Below are 17,725 nucleotides of genomic sequence, written 5' to 3'. Positions count from 1 at the left end.
CGACGACCGCAGCCGGAGCGGGCTCGGATCGAACTTCTGAAGCGGGTGTCGCAGGCTCGAATCCTGCCGGGGGCACACGATGAAGGGCCGGTCCAGAGGCGTGATCCTCCAGGACTGGCCCTTTGCTGTGATCACAGCCGTGCCACACCCCGTGCCACAAAGCCCGCTGGGCGTCTCGCGCCCATATCCGAATCCGGTTGCTGCTCCCCGGCCGACTGCGCATCCTGCTGGGATGCGCTTCTCCGTCAACATCCCGAACTTCGGTGACTTCGCCGACCCCCGTAATGTCGCGACCGTTGCGGCTGCCGCCGAACAGGCCGGCTGGGACGGGCTCTTCGTCTGGGACCACGTACTGCACCGACAGCACCAGGGGCGTCCCTTCGGAGACCCCTGGATGCTGCTGACCGCGGCCGCGCTGGCCACCTCCCGGATCCGGCTGGGCACACTGCTGACGCCGGTCCCCCGTTACCGTCCGCAGCAACTGGCCCGCCAAGTGGCCACTCTGGACCACCTCAGCGGCGGCCGGGTGATTTTCGCCGCCGGTCTGGGCGGCCCGGTCGAGGACGAATACCGCAGCTTCGGTGACGCCGCCGAGCCACGTCTCCTCGCCGAGCGGCTGGACGAGGGACTGGAGCTTTTGGGCCGCTTCTGGTCCGGCGAGCCGGTGAACCACCGAGGCCGGCACTACGAGGTCCGGGATGTGACGCTGCTGCCCGCCACTGTGCAGCGGCCCGCTCCGCCGGTGTGGATCGGCGGGTTCTGGCCGCGTCGTGCGCCCATGCGGCGGGCAGCGCGGTGGGACGGCGCGGTACCGCTCTTCGAGTCCGCCCGGCACGGTCATGTGCCGGACGTGGCAGAGGTACGCGAGCTGGTCGGCCATGTGCGCAAGCACCGTACAGCCGAGGCCGAGCGCCCCTTCGAGTTGGTACTCGGCGGTGCCACGCCCCCGGAGGCAGCGAAGGCCAGGGATGTGATCGGTCCCCTGCGCGACGCCGGTGCCACCTGGTGGGACGAACGACAGGTCCAGACCGGCCCCGACCTGGACCGCCTTCCTCCGGTGCTGCGCCGCATCGAAGCGGGACCGCCGGTGGTCTGACCCGGACCGCAAGCGCGGCCGGCGGCGATCGGCGCCGGACCTCACCGGACGATCGCTCGCGCCGACTACGCGGGAGGGGCGTAAGGGCTCCCGTCGGACGCCGGTGGGCCACCCCAGTGCACCCCCGGCGGCGGGACAGGAGCCCAGTCCGGGCCGCGGTGATGCAGCCACCACCTGCCGATGGTGTGGAACTTCTCCTCGAAACCGCGGTCCCAGCTGAGGAACCCGGTGATCGGCGCCCGCAGGCGGGTACGGCGGCCGCCCGCTTCGTAGATCACGACGGTCCGGCTTCCGAAGAGAGACTCGATCTGGACGGCTTGGACGTTCGACCACGGGATGGTCCGGCGGCGGAGGTTGTGCACGACGGCCGCCGATGGCGTGAGCGTGACACCGAAGGCCCGCGAGGTGATCAGCGCCACGGGCAGCAGGACACTCCATATGAGCAGTCCTGCGACCAGTGCGGGACCGGACGGCCCCCTGTCCAGCCAGAGCAAGGCCTGGGAGGCCATGACGGTGAAGCCGGGCAGCACGGGCAGCAGGCGTTGAGGACGCGTCAACCGGTACCGGATGCGCTCCTGCGGCACAGCTGTGACCTGCGATTGCTCCATCAGTCCCCGCCCCTCACACGATGCGGCCGACAGTGGCCCCTCATCGCCAGGGCAGCATGGCGGACCAGGGGTGCGCTGTCCATCCGCCTGCTCTGACCGTGTCAGGTGGTCACCCGCGTGCGTCGCCGCCTCAGGTGGGGGCGCAGGCTCACCAGGAGGGCGGCTGTCCCCGCCCACAGCGCGAGGGTGGTCAATGGCTGCACCGCCTGCGCGCCGTGGAAGTAGCTCAGGTCGGTCACGGCGCGGACGGCCGCGCCCGGCGGCAGCAGGGCGGAGACGGTGCGAGCGGCGGAGGGCAGGAGGTCCGGGCCGATGGTGGCTCCGCTGGTGGAGTTGCCGACGGTGAGCAGCAGAAGGGTGGCGACGGGCACGCCGACCGGGCCGAGGTAGGTGCCCAGCAGCTTGGTGGTGAACGCGGCTGCCGCGGCAAGCAGGGTCAGGGCGAAGGCCAGCGGCATCACCGGCGCGGGCACCGCCCCGAGGACGGGTCCGGCGATGACGGTGGCGACGATGCCGATGGCCACGGAGACGCCTGACAGCAGCCGGAACCGGTGGCGCAGATGCAGATGGTTCGCGAGGCCGAGGGCGTTCTGGGCGAGGACGAAGCCGGCCAGGGTGACGCCGAACGCCATGTAGAACCCGGCCAGTCCACGGGAGTCGAAACGGGCGAACGGCACGACGTCCACCGTGGTCAGGCGCCGGCCCGACCCGTGGGCATAGGCGCCGATCAGGGTCTTGACGGCCGTCGTCGTCGACTGCCCGTTGGCCCCGCCGACGTCCAGGCGCAACCGGCCGGAGTCCGCACGGCCGCTGAGCGCGGCCACGACATCGCGGCGCTCCACCTCGGCGCGCCCCATGGCGGCGTCGGCGACGGGATGGACATCGACGCCGTCACCGAGAACCTGGCGCACCTCGCCCGAGAGCTCCTGCCCGGCGACAGCCACCAGCACCCTGTGCGGCTGGGGGTCGCGCTGCAGACCGACGTAGCAGCCGACGAAGGCCGCCACGACGACCAGGGCGATCACGGTCGGCTGGAGCCAGAGCCGGACCGGTGGCACGGATGAGGAGGTGGCGGCGGTGGTCAGGTCGGCTTCGGCGGCCGGGCCGAGGCGAGTGGCCATGAAGTGTCTCCAGTAAAGGGGCGCGTCCTCGGATGAGGGGAGGGGCGCCTCAAATAGATGATGTAGATAATCTAAATAGACCGTACGATAGATGTTGTCCGACATCCAAAAGGGAGGTGCCCCATGGGTCGCGTCTCACAGGCGCAGGCACAGGCGAACCGCCGGCGGGTCGTGGAGCGGGCCTCGCAGCTGTTCCGCGAGCAGGGCACGGGCGTGAGCGTCGCGGATCTGATGAAGGCGGCCGGCCTGACGCACGGCGGCTTCTACAAGCAGTTCGCCTCCAAAGAGGCTCTGATCGACGAGGCGGTCACCCACGCGTTCGGCGAACTGGCCGAGCACCACGCCACCACGCTCGAAGAGCACGAGGGGCACCGTGCCGAGGCCCAGCAGGCCCTGATCGACGGGTACCTGTCCGCCCGGCACCGGGACGACCCCGCCTCGGGCTGCCCCGTCGCCGCGCTCGCCACCGACATGGCCCGGGACAGTGGCGACCACGGGGCTCACCGCACCTACGCCGAAGGGGTGCAGGACTTCACCCAGTGGCTCGCCACCGACGACGAGGACGGCATCGCCCGGCTGTGCACCATGCTCGGCGCCCTTCTCCTCGCCCGCGCCACCAGGGACTCCCCACTGTCCGAGCAGGTCCTCTCCGCCGCCCGCACCGCACTGTCACCCTCCCCGCGACCACGTGTCTGACATGCGCTGCTGAAGCGGGTGCCGCGGGTTCGAATCCTGCCGGGGCACGAGCTCAAGGACACGGACTCCAAGGGGTCTCACCTGCCGAGTTGGTAGGTGGAGGCCCCTTGGAGCACCCGGCCTAACCCGTTTGTCCTCGTGCTGGTGCGCAGGGTGATGGCGTCGGTGACGATTCCCGGTGTGGCCCTCGGCGATGGGACGTGCCGGTGCCCGGGGCTCTCCGACGGAGGAACCAGAACATGATGCATCGGATCGTCGCCCTCGCCGTGGCCGGCGTGCTGGCCACCGCGGTCTCGGCCACGGCCACTCCCGCACGGGTGCCCGACAGCGCAGGGGCACCTGCGCCCGGGCAGACGCCCCCACCCGGGCACCCACCGCCATACGGGCAGACGCCCACCCCCAGTCCGACCCCTCCCCCCGGGGCGGGAGCCAACGGTGAGGCCTGGGCGTGGACCCAACTGACCAGCCACGGCACCAAGATCCGTTACGTGTCCACCGACACGAGCCAGACGTGTCCCACCCTGCAATACACCGCTGCCGGGACGCAGACGACGGTCCACCTGCGGCGGGTGAGCACCCCCTCGACGTCCCAGTTCCCCACCACCGTCTGCGAGTTGAGTGACCAGACGCCACTGCCCCTCGGGGCGTCCGGCGCGCACTTCGTGTCCACGACGGTCAACGCGGCCACGCTCCATCCCAAGGGCGACCTGCCCTTGCCGAAGTGGACCGCGACCACACGCCCCCGCACGATCGACGTCATCGGCGACACCGGCTGCGACCTCCCGGACACGCCAGCCCCGGCGCAGCACTGCGCGACCGCCTGGCCCTTCGAGCCGATCGCGAACAAGATCGCCCAGGGCACGCCGGATCTCGTGATCCACACCGGCGACTATCTCTACCGCGACAACCCCGGCAGGGCGGACGACAAGGCCAGGAATCCGGGCTGCACGGTTCGCACGGATGCAGCCGGCTGGGCCTGTGTCGTGGCCGACTTCTTCAGGCCCGCCGAAGCGCTACTGGCCGCGGCTCCCGTCGCGTTGACCCGTGGCAACCACGAAGAGTGCACCCATCCGACAGGGAGCTTCGGCGGCGCGTGGTTCCGCTACCTCGCCGACGTACTCCGCAGCGACGGATCGTGCGTGACCTACCCTCCGCCCGCGACGATCCGCGCGGGGATCCTGAACATCGTCTCCGTGGACTCCTCGTTCGCCAACGACACAGCGACACCGCCGCCGCCGCAGGTGACCACCTTCGCCCAGCAATTCGACGCCGTGAACCACGCTGCGCAGCAGAGTCCTTCCGAGGACTTCTTCGTGCTCACGCACAAACCGGTCTGGATGGTGAAGGAAGCCGGTCAAGCTCAGGGCTCGGTGGAATGGGCGACTCACGTCCTCGACGCGGCCGTGGCCAACACCAGCCTGCACAGGCTGGCGAGCAATGTGCGCCTGGTGCTGTCGGGGCACGTCCACCTCTACCAGATGCTCGACTTCAACACCCTCCGCCCGCCCCAGCTGACCGTGGGCTCCTCGGGCGCGGCGCTGGACGACCTCGGCCCGGTCGACGGCAACGTCGTGGGCCAACCGGTCGGCACACCGCCGCAGCCCGTCCACACGTCACTCACCCAGGAACAGAACCCCACCGCGAACCCTCCGGACCGCACGCCGGTCTTCGGGTACGGGGAGCTTGACCGCAACAACGGGACCTGGGATCTGACCTTCCACCGGACGGACGGTACGGTGCGCGGTCAGACCTGCACATTGAGCACCGGCCTCGCCAAGAAGGCGTTCACCTGCCACTGAGCGACCCCGCCGGCCGACGTCCTACGAGGGGCCGACCCGGGTGGTGCACCTGAACGGCTCGTCGATCCAGTAGGTGTGGTGCTGGCCGTCGTAGACGATCGGGTACCTGGTGGTCGGATCGCAGAGTCTGCCGATCTGGGTGCGGTCCGCGGAACTGATGGTGAACCAGTACTGGTTGGTGTCCGGGCGGACCTTCTGGCACTTGTGGAAGAAGCCCTTCACGCCGGGACCGAACACGTCGCTGCGGAAGTCGGCGGCCAGCTTCTTGTTGAGGTTGATGTTGACGCAGTCGGCCTTCATTCCCTCGACGTCGACGGTCCTGGCCGCCTTGGTCGTATAGCCCTTGGCCGTGTGGGTGCCCGACGCCGTCCAGGTCTTCGCCGGCAGGGCGATCTGCCGGGCGACCTCGGCGAGCAACGGGCTGCCTTGCGCGGTTCCCTCGGTCTCTGCCGTGGTGCGAGCCTCCGCGGAGCATCCGGCGACGAAGGCAACGGTGCCCATCGTCGCCAGCAGAAGGGGTGCGATCCGGATCCCGCTTCGGGCCGGGGACGAGGATGTCACGCTGCTCTCCATTCCGGGCGCGCCCGGCGGACCGGCCACTGCCCGGGCGCCGCTTCGCACCCTAGCCGCTCCGTCGAGTGGCGGGTGGGATCGGCGGCCGGTCGGCATTCCTCGTCATCCCGGTCGCGACCCGGACGGGCGAACGTTTCCCTTTGCGTACGCGTCCGGCCCGAGCCCGCGGGTTCGGATCCTGCCGGGGGCACCCTGGCCGTTGGGTCCCGGCCCGACTGGGTCTATCGTCGGAATCCTGGGGTCGGAAGTAGGAGGACGGCCGGTGATGCCGCAGGACGAGGCCGTGATCGGCTGCACGGGGAAGGTACTCATCGGAACCCGCGGATCCGCGGGCCCCGGCGAGGTCCTGGTGCGGGTCAGAGGCGGCTCCGAGACCTTCCTCGCCTGGTCGGAGGAGCCCCTGCCCGCGGGCGCGACGGTGCTCGTGATCGAATCACGTGGATGCCGCGAGGTCGGCGTCATCGAGTGGGTGGATCCATTGGACGCGCTCGGCGGCGACACCGCCGACGCCGGCTGAGGAGTTGCAAGCATGTTCGGATACCGCGTCCCCGCTCCCGACGAGGCGATGTTGATCTCGGGGGGCAGGCGGGGACTGGGGGGCGCGCCGTTCCGAGTGGTGACGGGGCACGGCAAGTTCGTGCTGCCGGTCTTCCGCAAGGTCCGCTTCCTCACCCTGTCGATGTGCGAGTCCGAGGTCACCGAGACCTGTGTGACCAGGCAGGGCATCTCGCTGCACGTCCGCGCGGTCATCGCATTCAAGGTCGGCAACGACCACGAGAGCATCATCAACGCGGGTCAGCGGTTCCTCTCCGACCAGGAGCAGATGTCGGTGCTGACCGGTCGCATCTTCGCCGGCCACCTGCGGGCCATCATCGGCTCGATGACGGTCGAGGAGATCGTCACCGAGCGCCAGAAGCTCGCCGCGGAGGTCCTGGACACCTCGAAGACGGAGATGGCGAAGATCGGCCTGATCGTCGACTCGCTGCAGATCCAGTCGATCGACGACGGCGACACCGGCTACATCGACGCGATGTCCGCGCCGCACAAGGCGGCGATCCAGCGGCAGGCGCAGATCGCCCAGGCGCAGGCCACCCAGGCCGCGGTCGAGGCGGAGCAGGCGGCGGCCCGCAAGCAGGCCGAGTACGCCCGGCAGACCGCCGTCGTCAAGGCGGAGTACTCGGCCGAGGTGGACCGGGCGCAGGCGCACTCCTCGCAGGCCGGACCGCTGGCGCAGGCACACGCCCAGCAGGAGGTGCTCGCCGCCCAGACGGAGCTGGCCCAGCGCCAGGCCAAGCTGCGCCAGCAGCAGCTGGTGGCCGAGGTCGTGAAGCCCGCCGAGGCCGAGGCCGAGCGGGTCAGGATCCTCGCGGCCGCCGAGGCGCAGCGGATGAAGATCCAGGCGGAGGCGGCGGCCTCGCACGACCGTGTCGCGCTCGACCGCATGCTGATCGACCAGCTCCCGCAGATCGTCAAGGAGGCCGCCGGCGGCCTCGCCGGCGCCAATGTCAACGTCCTCAACGGCGCGGACGGGCTCGGCGAGATCGCCGCCGGCCTGGTGTCCCAGGGCCTGACGATCCTCGACTCGGTCCGGCAGAACCTGGGCGGCCAGGGCTCCGACGGTCACCGCCCCGAGGAGGGCCAGGGCAACGGCCTGCTCCAGCTGCCCGGCAGCAAGGAGAAGAAGTCCAACGAGGGTCCGGTGGACATCGACTAGGTGCGGCGGCCTCTGCGAGGCGCGCTCGGACACTGGGCGAAAGGCCCCGGACAGATCCTGTCCGGGGCCTTTCGGCCGTCCACTGACGTTCAGTGACACCCACTGCGTCGTGGTGGTGTCCCGGCCTCGAGGTGTCAGACGTGGTGGCTCTGGGCGGACCGGTCCACGGGAGCGCTGTCGGTCAGGACCAGGTTCTTCGCCCTCTGGAACTCCTCCTGCGTGATGTCGCCGCGCGCTCGCATCTCGGAGAGCTTGACGAGTTCGTCGGTGCTGCTGGGACGGCTGCCGGCCGTCTCACGGACGTAGGAGTCGAACACCTGTCGCTGCGCCCGGGCCTGTTCCACGTCACGGCGCCCCATGTCCTTGCCGCGGGCGATCAGGTAGACGAGGACGCCGAGGAACGGCACCACGACCACGAACACCAGCCAGCCGGCCTTGCCCCAGCCGCTCAGCGAGTCGTCACGGAAGACGTCGAAGACGATCTTGAAGAGCAGGAAGAACCACATGACCCACAGGAAGAACCACAGCATGGTCCAGAAGGCGCTCAGCAGGGGATAGTCGTACGCGAGGCTCATCTGCGTGTTCCCTTCGTCTGCCTCCCGGACCTGCGTCCGGACGGCGTCCTGCGTCCACAGTGCGCCTGGCGGGGGCCGGCTTCCTCACACCGTCCGGGTGAGCCTGCGGGGCGGGAACCCCGACGCGGCCGCTACCGCTCCCGTGCGGCCGTACCCGTCAGCAGTACCACCGCGGCGGGTCCGCCGGCCGCCCAGCACAGGACGCCCAGGACGGTGTAGCCGAGGCATGCCGCCGCGATGAAGGCGCCGGCGGCGACGGTCAGTGCCAGGCAGGCTGTTCTGGCCAGGGGGCTGCCGGTCTGCCAGGCCGTGCGCAGCATGCCCTTGCGCCGCCAGTGCTGGGCGGCGGCGAACACCATGGCCAGCAGGATGCACACGGTCAGCGGGAGGGGCAGTGTGCCGTGCCGCTCCAGGACACCGCCCGGGCCCTGCCGGGTCAGCTCGACCATCCCCAGTACCAGGATCGGCAGGCCCGCCACGGTGAGCACGCCGCCCACCAGGCGCGCCGCGCGGACGGACCGGCCGGTGGCGGGGGGCCGCCGGACCGTGGACCGCTGCTGCTGCAGCGCCGTCAGACGGGTGGCCGCGCCGCGAAAGTCGGTCAGCAGGGCCGGGCCGATCGCGGTCGCGAACACGCCCCAGGCGAGCAGGTGGAACGGGTGTGCCGTCGGGTGCTCGTCCATGGCCCGCTGGGCCGCCGCAAGCGACAGCGACATGTACATCCCCGCCCTCGTGACCCTGTCCGTCCTCACCGGTGTGGCCGAAAGTGTGCCCTGGCCGCCCTCCCGTGTCGCGGTTTCTTTACGTTTCCCTGACGCCCGCCGCGCATCCGGTGTGCCCTGCCGGAGTGTCCTCCTCATTGTCCGGATCAGGACGTCCGGACAGAGCGGTAGTCGCGTCGGAGAATGGAGTGCCATGGAAGGCACCGTCGTCGCAGTCGTGGTCGTGGTCCTGCTGGCGCTGCTCGTGCTGAAGAGCGGCATGCGGGTCGTCAACCAGGTGGAGCGCGGGGTGGTGTTCCGCTGGGGCAAGGCCCTGCCGGGCCACCGGCAGCCCGGGATCACCTTCCTCATCCCGTTCGCCGACCGGATGCGCAAGGTGAACGTGCAGATTGTGACCATGCCGGTGCCCACCCAGGAGGGCATCACCAAGGACAACGTGTCCGTGAAGGTGGACGCCGTCGTCTACTTCCGGGTCACCGACCCGCAACGGGCGGCCATCGAGGTGCAGGACTACGTCTTCGCCGTCGGGCAGGTCGCCCAGTCCTCGCTGCGCTCCATCATCGGCAAGAGCGACCTGGACGATCTGCTGAGCGACCGGGAGCGGCTGCACGAGGGACTGGCCCTGATGATCGACAGCCCGGCCGCCGGGTGGGGCATTCACATCGACCGCGTCGAGATCAAGGACGTACAGCTCCCCGAGTCGCTGAAGCGGTCCATGTCGCGGCAGGCCGAGGCCGAGCGGGAGCGGCGGGCCCGGGTCATCACCGCCGACGGTGAGTTCCAGGCCGCGCAGCAACTCGCCAACGCCTCCCGGATCATGTCGGACACCCCCGAGGCCATGCAGCTGCGCCTCCTGCAGACCGTCGTAGAGGTCGCCGCCGAGAAGAACTCCACGCTCGTGATGCCGTTCCCGGTCGAGCTGCTGCGGTACTTCGACCGGGCCGCACAGCAGATGGGCACCGACCTCACCGCGAAGAAGGTGCCGGTTCAGCAGCCGCAGGAGAGCGCCGAGCAGCCGTAGCCAGCGCGAGGGTGACGGACACCGAGGCCGCCGCCATGGCGGTGATCGCCCAGGCTGGGGTGGCGAGTTGGGCCACTGCTCCCGCCAGCGCCGCGCTCACGCCCTGCAGGGTCAGCATGCCCGCCGAGTGCAACCCCAGGGCATGACCGGCGAGTTCGTCCGGCGTCAGCGTCATGAGCCGTTCCTGCTGGACCAGGCTCGCGCCGAACCCCGCAGAGGCCAGCGTCACACACACCGCCGCCAGGGGCAGCGACGGCCGGGCGAAGAAGAGCAGGTACGGCGTCGCCAGCAGCAGCAACAACGGCGTGGCCAGGCGGGAGCGCACGGCGGGCGGGAGCAGCCGGCCGACCGTGACGTCCCCGGCGAACATGCCCAGCGCCCCGCACGCGAAGAGCGTGCCGGCCGCGTCGGGAGCGTACGACACGTACAGCGACTCGCAGCCGACGACCAGGCCGTTGGGCAGCCACAGGCCCAGGTAGGTGAGGCGGCGCGGGCGGGCCGACCACAGCAGGGCGTTGGTGCGCCAGGTCGCCGCCGGTGAGGGGCGTCCCGCGGCCCGGGGCGGGCGCGCGGTCAGGCCCAGACGCAGGACCAGCGCGGCCGTCAGGTACAGGGCCGAGGACAGCAGCAGGCAGGTACGCGGGGACAGCGCGGTCAGCAGGGCGCCGCCGGTGGCGTAGCCGGTGATCTGCATCAGCCCGCTCATCATGTTGAACAGCGAACGCCCGGGCAGATAGCCGTCCTTGGCGAGGATCTCGTTCAGCAGGCCCCAGCGGATCCCGCCGCCCAGCGAGGCGACCAGGCCCAGCAGCAGTACGACCGCGAAGAGCGCGCCGGTCGGGAGGCCGGGCAGCGCCTGGACCGCCGTACCGGCCGCGAAGGTCAGCGCGATCGCGGACAGGGCGGTCCGCGGGGGCAGGCGGTCGGCGCCGGAGAGCAGGAAGGTCGCGCCCAGCACCTGGGCGAGCGACGGGCCGAACATGCTCACCGCCGACAGCAGCGGGGAGCCGGTCGCCCGGTACACGAGCGTGCCGAGGGCGAGTCCGCCGACGGTCTGGGCGGCGGTCTGGGCGGCGGCACCGAGGAACAGCGGGGTGAACTCCGGGGTGCGGAGCAGGGATCGGTAGCTGGGCATGCCCCGGAGTCTCGGCCGGTCCGGGCGGGCCTCGTTATTGTTTCGCGGTCACGCGAAAGGTGGCACGCGGCGACAGGTGGTACGAGGAGGGGGAAAGGGCCCGTGGGATGGTGGCAGCTCAACGCGGACACGCTGGCCCGCAGCCGGTTCGTCCTCTCCCCGCTCGCCGAGACCTTCGCGAGCCTGAAGCTGCTGCACGCGGGCGCGGGCTCGCACCACGGTGAGCGGCAGTGGCTGCGCACCCATCTGCCCGGCTACCGGGCGTTGCTGGAAGCCGACCCGGTGACGGCGCGGCTGGTGCGGGCGGGGCTGGGCAGGAATTGGATCGCGGACTTTCTCACGCCAACGCCCCGGGACGGGGAGGGCTTCGCCGACGAGATCGCCCGCGTGCGCGCCACCCGGCCCGACGACGCCCGTGCCCATCTGCGGCTCTCCCTCGCCGGCCCGCTGCCCGCCGTACTGGACCGGGACGACCTGCCGGAACGGGCGGCCGCGCTGCTGGAGTGGGTGTGGGAGGCGACCGTGCGGCCGTACTGGGAGCGGCGCCGGCGGTCGCTGGAGGCGGACGTCGTGGCGCGGACCGCGCAGGTGAGCCGGGGCGGCTGGGTGAGCGTGCTGGACTCGTTGCGGCCGGGCGGGACGCGGTGGCTGGGGGACAACCGGTTCCAGGTGAACGCGCACGAGTATCCGCCGCGCGAGATCTCGGGCGCCGAGCTGGTCTTCGTGCCGGTGACGCCGCAGCGGGTGGGGTGGGTGGCCTGGGAGGAGCGGGAGCGGTACGCCGTGATCTATCCCTGCACCGGTCCGCTCGCCGGGGACGGCGGCCGGGCGTTGCCGGCCGGGCTGAGCGCGCTGCTCGGGCCGGGCCGGGCGGCTGTGCTGATGCTGCTCGCCTCCCCGCTGAGCACCACCCAGCTGACAGCCGTGACCGGGCAGGGGCTGGGCTCGGTGGGGCGGCATCTGAAGGTGCTGCGGGAGTCCGGGCTGGTGGAGCGGTGCCGGGCGGGGCGGTCGGTGCTGTACACCCGGACGGCCGCGGGGCAGGTGCTCGTCGAGGCCGGACGAGGGACCCGTGACCCGGCGGGGCTAGCATCCGCTCATGACCACTACTGACCACAACGGCTCCGCGCTGGACGTCGAGATCGGGGCCCTCCAGGGCGGCTCCGCCAACCTGCCGGGTTACGCCGGCAAGACCGTGCTCATCGTGAACGTGGCCTCCAAGTGCGGCCTGACCCCGCAGTACACCGGGCTCGAGCGGCTGCAGGAGCGGTACGCCGAGCGGGGCTTCACCGTGCTCGGGGTGCCCTGCAACCAGTTCCTCGGGCAGGAGCCCGGCACCGCCGAGGAGATCGCCGAGTTCTGCTCGGCGACGTACGGCGTGACCTTCCCGCTGACCGAGAAGGTCGAGGTGAACGGGGAGGGCCGGCACGCGCTGTACGAGCGTCTGGTGGGCTTCGCGGACCCCGAGGGGCACAGCGGGGACATCCGCTGGAACTTCGAGAAGTTCCTGATCGGCCGGGACGGTCGGGTCGTCGCGCGCTTCTCCCCGCAGACCGAGCCGGAGTCCGCCGAACTCGTCGCGGCGATCGAGGGCCAGCTGGCCTGATCGGCCGGCGGAGAGGAAGCCGAGCCCTCTCGGCTAGGACGGCGACTGGTCGAGAGGGCTCTGGGGTGGTGCTTGTGCAGTTGTCGTCGGACGTGTCTACGCGGGAGGGCCAGGGAAGGCCCCCTACGCCTTGACCGAAGCCACGAAGGCGTTCCACGCGTCGGCGGGGAAGGCGAGGATCGGGCCCTCGTGGACCTTGGAGTCGCGAACGGCGAGTTCCGCGGTGGTGGGCGACTTGACCTCGACGCAGGCGCCGTTGCCCGCGGAATAGGAAGACTTCATCCACGTCTCCGAAGCGCCCTGAATCAGTGCCATGTCCACTCCTGTTGCGAGTTGCTGGTGGTGCGGTTCACGCCAACCTTGGTGTCTGATTGGCGTGATCGACGCTACCGGGCAACCGCCCTTGCTGGAGTATTCGTTCACTCAAGCGGATGGCATATTCCAAGTGAGCCTTCCGCTGGAGCGGAACAACGGTGTACGATCCGGCACTTCCTGTGGAGCGGGCCTCAGTCGGCGTAGGTTTTGGCTACGTCCGAGATGTATTGCCGGGATTGCTCCACATTGAGGGACTGTGCCCGCAGATGCTCGTACATCACGGCGTACTTCTGCACGTCCTGCGCCTTCTCCAGGTACAGGTCGCTGGTGACGCCCTCGAGGTAGACCACGCTCGAGTCGGCCGCGTCGGTGAACTCCAGGATCGCGTACTGCCCGTTGAGCCCCGGGTGGGCGCCCACCTCGAAGGGCAGCACCTGCACGGTGACGTGCGGCAGCTGGGACATCTCGATCAGGTGCTCCAACTGCTCCCGCATCACCAGCCTGCTGCCCACGACCCGGCGCAGCGCCGCCTCGTCCAGCACCACCCACAGCCGCAGGGTGTTGGTGTCGGCGGTGATACGTTCCTGTCGGCGCATGCGCACCTGCACGCGCTTCTCGATCTCCGCCGTCGAGGTCTCCGGCAGCGCGCCCTGCACCAGGGCCTCCGCGTAGGCACGGGTCTGCAGCAGACCCGTCACCAGCTGGGGTTCGTACACCCGCAGCGACTCCGCGTCGGTCTCCAGGCCGATGTACACGCTGTACGGGATGTCCCCGAACGTGTGCCACCAGCCCTGCTGCCGCGAGTCCCGGGCCATCTCCATCAGCGAGTCGACGATCCGCTGGTCCTCGACCTCGTACACCCCGCAGAGGTCGCGCACGTCGCGCTGACTGATGCTCCGGCGGCCGTTCTCCAGCCGACTGATCTTCGACTGCGACACGAGCAGCCGCTCCGCCACCTCTTCGGCCGTCATGCCCTTGAGCTCACGGAGCCTGCGCAGCTCCTGGCCCAGGCGGCGTCGCCTGACGGTGGGATTGACACTGGACGCCACGGGACGTGCACCTCCGGCTGCCTGCCTGTTACCTGACACTTTGCGTATCTGCTGTTGAGCAGACTGCCACCAAGGTGCTTTCTACCGCTGGCAAACGGTGGATATGCAGCGCGTACGCGTCGGTTCGGGCACGGATTTACGGTTCCGGACGCGGTCGAGCGGGGCGGTGGGACCACAGGGGTCTCACCGCCCCGCTCGAACCAGCGGCTCCCGTACCGGGCCTTGGGGACCGGCGGTGCGGCTCAGTGGGCCACGGCGCGTGCCATGGACCCGTGCCGCGGCTGCATCGGAACCCCGCGTGCGGGTTCCGCCGCGGTCCGGGATCCGGGACCCGCCTGGCGGCCGGCCGCGGCCGGACCGCGCCGTGGCTGGGTCGCCGCGCCGTTCTGCACGTCCATCACGGCATGCGCGACCAGCCCGCCCATGGGGTCGTGCCGGATCAGGTCCCGCAGCCGGGAACGCGAGGAGCGGCCCTCGTTGCCCGGATACAGGTGCTTGCCGAGTCCGACGGCGTGGGCCAGGGCGGCGAGCGCCGCGGTCCGCGGGTCCGGCGGTACGCCGGTGCGGATCGCGGAATCCAGCCGGGCTCGGATCTCCCGGCTGATGGCGGTGTCCGTCGCCTGGTACCGCGTCGTCGGCAACACCCCGCACATCTGGCCCGGTACGGCGGCGACCATGCCGCACCGCTCCAGATGCGAGAGGTAGACCTGGCGGAGCCCGAGACGGGGCCCGCCGATCCAGTGGACAGCACGTACCGGAGCGCCGCGCCTTCGCAGCAACTCCAACGCGCAGTCCAGAGTCGGATCTCCTGTCGGCCGTGGTACGACCACGGCGATACGATCCCCGTCTGGGGCTATCCGTCCGGCCAGCGCCAGCTCCACTAGCTGTGCTCCGGCCAGACCGAGGTCGAGCGACTGCGGCTGTGCGGTGGTACCCGTGGCCGGGTCCAACGCCAGCAGCAGAAGCTCCTCCGGAATTGTTCTGCGGCTCCTGCCCATCCATGCCTCCCCGCGTGGATGAATGACAGGGTGACCCCTCTCACATTGGTCTGTCGAGAGTGCGTGACCGGTTCGTGAGGGAACCGGTAGGTATGTCGTTCTCGTCTACCACAGGGGCCAAGCCCTCACACAGGACACTGGTACATGGTTCGGACAGGGCGCGCGAGTGGGCGTGCGGCGCATGGAGGAGGCACCGGTGGCGGGCGAGTCCCCCGACAGGTCGAAGCAGAACGAGTCGTCGGCGGAACCGACGTCGGGGAGCGGGGGTACGGTTCCCGCGGCTCGTGATCCGCGCCTCGCGGTATCCCGCGAAAAGGATTCCTCGGGCGGCACGGCGGACACCGCGACGAAGGTTCTCTCGTTCCGGGACGTGAAGGCCGCGACCGTTCCCGAGACTCCCGAGCCCGAGTCCTCCGAGCACTCCGAGCCCGCGTCCCCCGAGCCCGAGGCTCCCGCCAAGGACGAGGACGCCGATCTGCGCGAGGCCGTCTCGGCATGGATCCGCTCGGCCGGCGGCCCGAAGAAGCCCGAGACCGAAGCCGACGCGACTGCAAAGGCGTTGGAGGAGCCCGAAGACGCCGAGGACGAGGCCGACTCCGGGAACGAGACCGACGTCGAGGACGCCGGGGCCGCCCGGGACGCCGAGCCGGAGGAGTCCGAGGAGGCGAAGACCGAGGCCGAGGACGAGACCGACTCGGCCGCGAAGACGGACGCGAAGACCGAGCCGAAGACTGAGCCGGACGCGGACGCCGACGCGAAGTCGGAGACGGACCGGGAGACCGACGAGGACGCGGACGCAAAGCCCGAGTCGAAGTCGACTTCCGGGTCGGAGCCGCAGTCGGAGCCCGGGCAGGAGTCGGAAAAGGACGCCGCCGCGAAGTCGGAGGCGGAATCGGAGCCTGAGCCGAACACGGACTCGGAGCCGGAAGCCGACGAGGACGCGGACGCGAAGGCCGCCGCCGAGGACGCCCCGGTGGCCGGCGACGGCGCGGACGACTCCCAGGAGTCACCCGCGGCCGAGGACGGGAAGCCGGACGAGACCGACGCCGAAGGCACAGCCGAAGCGAAGGGCGCCGCCGAGGACACCCCGGACGCCGAGGCGAAGGGTGTCGATCAGCCCACCACCGTCTTCAAGGCCGTACGCCCGAAGAAGCCCGAGGTCGATCAGCCGACGACCATGCTCAAGCTCGGCTCCAAGCCCAGGCCCGCCGAGCCCGAGGCCGAGCGGACCAGCAAGTTCGTCGCGCTGAAGCCCGATGTCACGACTTCCGTCCCCCAGGTGGGCCCGGAGCGCACCACCCAGCAGCCCCTCCCGCCGAAGCCCCCGCTGGACCTGCTGGCGGAGCTGACGAACACGCCTCCGCCCCCGGAGACCCCGGTCCGCACGCTCCTGCGCCGGGTCAAGATCTGGACCCCCCTGGTCCTTCTGCTGGCGATCGTCCTCGCGGTCGTGCAGAACTTCCGCCCCCTCCCCCAGCCCACCCTCGACCTCACCGCGCAGGACACCTACACCTTCGAGGGCGCCAAGGCGGACATCCCCTGGCCCAGCGCCGGCCAGGCCGCCCTCGACGTCCAGGGCATCGGCTCCTTCGGCTCCTCCGGCGCGCAGAAGCCCGTACCGATCGCCAGCCTCGCGAAGGTGATGACCGCGTACCTCATCCTGCGGGACCACCCGCTCAGGAGCGGCGAGGACGGCCCCAAGATCACGATCGACAAGCCCGCCGAGGAACAGTCGGACGCGGGCCAGGAGTCCACCGTCCCCGTCAAGGCCGGCGACCGGATCTCCGAGCGTGAGGCCCTGGAGGCCATCCTCCTGCCCTCCGCCAACAACGTGGCCCGGCTCCTCGCCCGCTGGGACGCGGGTTCGGAGAAGGCGTTCGTGACGAAGATGAACGCCGCCGCCAAGGACCTCGGCATGACCAACACCACCTACACCGACCCCTCGGGCCTGACGGACTCGACGGTCAGCACGGCCGTGGACCAGGTCAAGCTGGCCAAGAAGGCGATGGAGAAGCCCGCCTTCCGCGAGGTCGCGGCGATGATGTCGTACGTCGACTACAAGGGCGTCAAGCACAACAACTACAACCGGCTGGTCGGCTACAACAACGTCGTCGGCATCAAGACCGGCACCACCACCTCCGCCCTCGGCAACCTCGTCTTCGCGGCGAAGCAGCAGGTCGACGGTGAGACGCGCACCATCATCGGTGCGGCGATGCGCCAGCCCGCGGGGGGTTCCGACAACACCATCATCAGCGGGGTCCTGGACGCGGGCGACAAGCTGATCCGGGCCGCGCAGGGCGCTCTGAAGTCGGCGACGGTCCTGAAGAAGGGCGATGTCGTCGGGTACGCCGACGACGGGCTCGGCGGCCGTACGCCGGTCGTGGCCACGAAGGACGTCACGGCGGCCGGCTGGTCGGGTCTGAAGGTGAAGCTGTCCTTCGCGGCCGGCGTCGTGCCGCACACCGCGAAGGCCGGAACCCAGGTCGGCACGCTCACCGTGGGTGACGGTTCGGCCGGTGCGGTTAAGGTTCCGGTGGCCCTGGAGAAGGACCTGGCCGAACCCGGCTTCACGGACAAGCTCACCCGTCTCGGCTGACCCCCGCCCCCCGGTTCAGCGCTGCCGCACCCCGCCGACGGAGCCCCGCGGCGGGGTGCGTGCTAGCGTCACGAATCGGGGCAGCTCGCCGGTCACGGGAC

At 70.6% G+C, this 17,725-nt stretch carries 18 protein-coding genes; 9 read left to right on the top strand and 9 right to left on the bottom strand.

Annotation, left to right across the window (positions count from 1 at the left end; all coding sequences use genetic code 11):
* Window positions 1-232 precede the first annotated feature (232 nt).
* Window positions 233-1,096, top strand: a complete 864-nt coding sequence (locus AC07CM_RS28795) for an LLM class flavin-dependent oxidoreductase (protein ID WP_478879356.1) — start codon at window positions 233-235, stop codon at window positions 1,094-1,096.
* Window positions 1,097-1,161: 65 nt separating this feature from the next.
* Here AC07CM_RS28795 and AC07CM_RS28790 read toward each other — a convergent pair whose 3' ends face one another.
* Complete coding sequence (locus tag AC07CM_RS28790; RefSeq protein ID WP_478879355.1) at window positions 1,162-1,704, bottom strand: hypothetical protein; 543 nt, start codon at window positions 1,702-1,704, stop codon at window positions 1,162-1,164.
* 101 nt (window positions 1,705-1,805) lie between these two features.
* Window positions 1,806-2,825, bottom strand: a complete 1,020-nt coding sequence (locus tag AC07CM_RS28785) for a hypothetical protein (RefSeq protein ID WP_478879354.1) — start codon at window positions 2,823-2,825, stop codon at window positions 1,806-1,808.
* Between the two features lie 123 nt (window positions 2,826-2,948).
* On the opposite strand from AC07CM_RS28785, the gene AC07CM_RS28780 reads away from it, so the two are divergent.
* Entirely contained in the window at window positions 2,949-3,521 is a 573-nt protein-coding gene (locus AC07CM_RS28780) for a TetR/AcrR family transcriptional regulator (RefSeq protein ID WP_478879353.1), read from the top strand.
* A gap of 239 nt (window positions 3,522-3,760) precedes the next feature.
* Entirely contained in the window at window positions 3,761-5,320 is a 1,560-nt protein-coding gene (locus AC07CM_RS28775) for a metallophosphoesterase (protein WP_478879352.1), read from the top strand.
* A gap of 21 nt (window positions 5,321-5,341) precedes the next feature.
* Here the strand turns inward: AC07CM_RS28775 and AC07CM_RS28770 are convergent, their stop codons facing one another.
* Window positions 5,342-5,881 carry a hypothetical protein gene (locus tag AC07CM_RS28770; RefSeq protein ID WP_478879351.1) on the bottom strand — a complete coding sequence of 180 codons (540 nt, stop codon included), beginning with the start codon at window positions 5,879-5,881 and terminating at the stop codon, window positions 5,342-5,344.
* A 277-nt stretch (window positions 5,882-6,158) separates the two neighbouring features.
* Between AC07CM_RS28770 and AC07CM_RS28765 the strand changes: the two genes are divergently transcribed.
* Together AC07CM_RS28765 and AC07CM_RS28760 are read left to right on the top strand one after the other, a co-directional pair.
* Window positions 6,159-6,410: a hypothetical protein gene (locus tag AC07CM_RS28765; RefSeq protein WP_478879350.1), complete on the top strand. Its 252-nt coding sequence runs from the start codon at window positions 6,159-6,161 to the stop codon at window positions 6,408-6,410.
* 12 nt (window positions 6,411-6,422) lie between these two features.
* Window positions 6,423-7,607, top strand: coding sequence for a flotillin family protein (locus tag AC07CM_RS28760; protein WP_478879349.1), 1,185 nt, complete (start codon window positions 6,423-6,425; stop codon window positions 7,605-7,607).
* A 134-nt stretch (window positions 7,608-7,741) separates the two neighbouring features.
* On the opposite strand, the gene AC07CM_RS28755 is transcribed toward AC07CM_RS28760, so the two are convergent.
* Window positions 7,742-8,182, bottom strand: coding sequence for an SHOCT domain-containing protein (locus AC07CM_RS28755; protein ID WP_478879348.1), 441 nt, complete (start codon window positions 8,180-8,182; stop codon window positions 7,742-7,744).
* A 131-nt stretch (window positions 8,183-8,313) separates the two neighbouring features.
* Window positions 8,314-8,898: a hypothetical protein gene (locus tag AC07CM_RS28750; protein WP_478879347.1), complete on the bottom strand. Its 585-nt coding sequence runs from the start codon at window positions 8,896-8,898 to the stop codon at window positions 8,314-8,316.
* Between the two features lie 199 nt (window positions 8,899-9,097).
* Between AC07CM_RS28750 and AC07CM_RS28745 the strand changes: the two genes are divergently transcribed.
* Window positions 9,098-9,925: a slipin family protein gene (locus AC07CM_RS28745; RefSeq protein WP_478879346.1), complete on the top strand. Its 828-nt coding sequence runs from the start codon at window positions 9,098-9,100 to the stop codon at window positions 9,923-9,925.
* Here the strand turns inward: AC07CM_RS28745 and AC07CM_RS28740 are convergent.
* Window positions 9,870-11,060, bottom strand: coding sequence for an MFS transporter (locus AC07CM_RS28740; RefSeq protein ID WP_478879345.1), 1,191 nt, complete (start codon window positions 11,058-11,060; stop codon window positions 9,870-9,872). The two genes, AC07CM_RS28745 and AC07CM_RS28740, sit on opposite strands and share 56 nt — an antisense overlap.
* Window positions 11,061-11,162: 102 nt before the next feature.
* Between AC07CM_RS28740 and AC07CM_RS28735 the strand changes: the two genes are divergently transcribed.
* Entirely contained in the window at window positions 11,163-12,173 is a 1,011-nt protein-coding gene (locus tag AC07CM_RS28735; RefSeq protein WP_478879344.1) for an ArsR/SmtB family transcription factor, read from the top strand.
* Complete coding sequence (locus AC07CM_RS28730) at window positions 12,160-12,666, top strand: glutathione peroxidase (RefSeq protein WP_478879343.1); 507 nt, start codon at window positions 12,160-12,162, stop codon at window positions 12,664-12,666. The genes AC07CM_RS28735 and AC07CM_RS28730 overlap by 14 nt, the downstream gene beginning before the upstream one ends.
* Before the next feature lie 123 nt (window positions 12,667-12,789).
* Here the strand turns inward: AC07CM_RS28730 and AC07CM_RS28725 are convergent, their stop codons facing one another.
* The 3 genes from AC07CM_RS28725 to AC07CM_RS28715 form a co-directional block, all read right to left on the bottom strand.
* Window positions 12,790-12,981 carry a DUF397 domain-containing protein gene (locus tag AC07CM_RS28725; RefSeq protein WP_478879342.1) on the bottom strand — a complete coding sequence of 64 codons (192 nt, stop codon included), beginning with the start codon at window positions 12,979-12,981 and terminating at the stop codon, window positions 12,790-12,792.
* A gap of 191 nt (window positions 12,982-13,172) precedes the next feature.
* Window positions 13,173-14,030 (bottom strand): helix-turn-helix domain-containing protein, encoded by an 858-nt coding sequence (locus AC07CM_RS28720; RefSeq protein WP_478879341.1) that lies wholly within the window; start codon window positions 14,028-14,030, stop codon window positions 13,173-13,175.
* 242 nt (window positions 14,031-14,272) lie between these two features.
* Window positions 14,273-15,028 (bottom strand): GOLPH3/VPS74 family protein, encoded by a 756-nt coding sequence (locus AC07CM_RS28715; protein ID WP_478879340.1) that lies wholly within the window; start codon window positions 15,026-15,028, stop codon window positions 14,273-14,275.
* 181 nt (window positions 15,029-15,209) lie between these two features.
* Here AC07CM_RS28715 and AC07CM_RS28710 point away from each other — a divergent pair, with 181 nt between their 5' ends.
* Window positions 15,210-17,624, top strand: a complete 2,415-nt coding sequence (locus tag AC07CM_RS28710) for a D-alanyl-D-alanine carboxypeptidase (protein ID WP_478879339.1) — start codon at window positions 15,210-15,212, stop codon at window positions 17,622-17,624.
* Window positions 17,625-17,725 lie beyond the last annotated feature (101 nt).

Source organism: Streptomyces sp. NPDC044061 (assembly GCF_056434305.1).
This window is presented reverse-complemented; position numbering and strand designations above follow the sequence as displayed.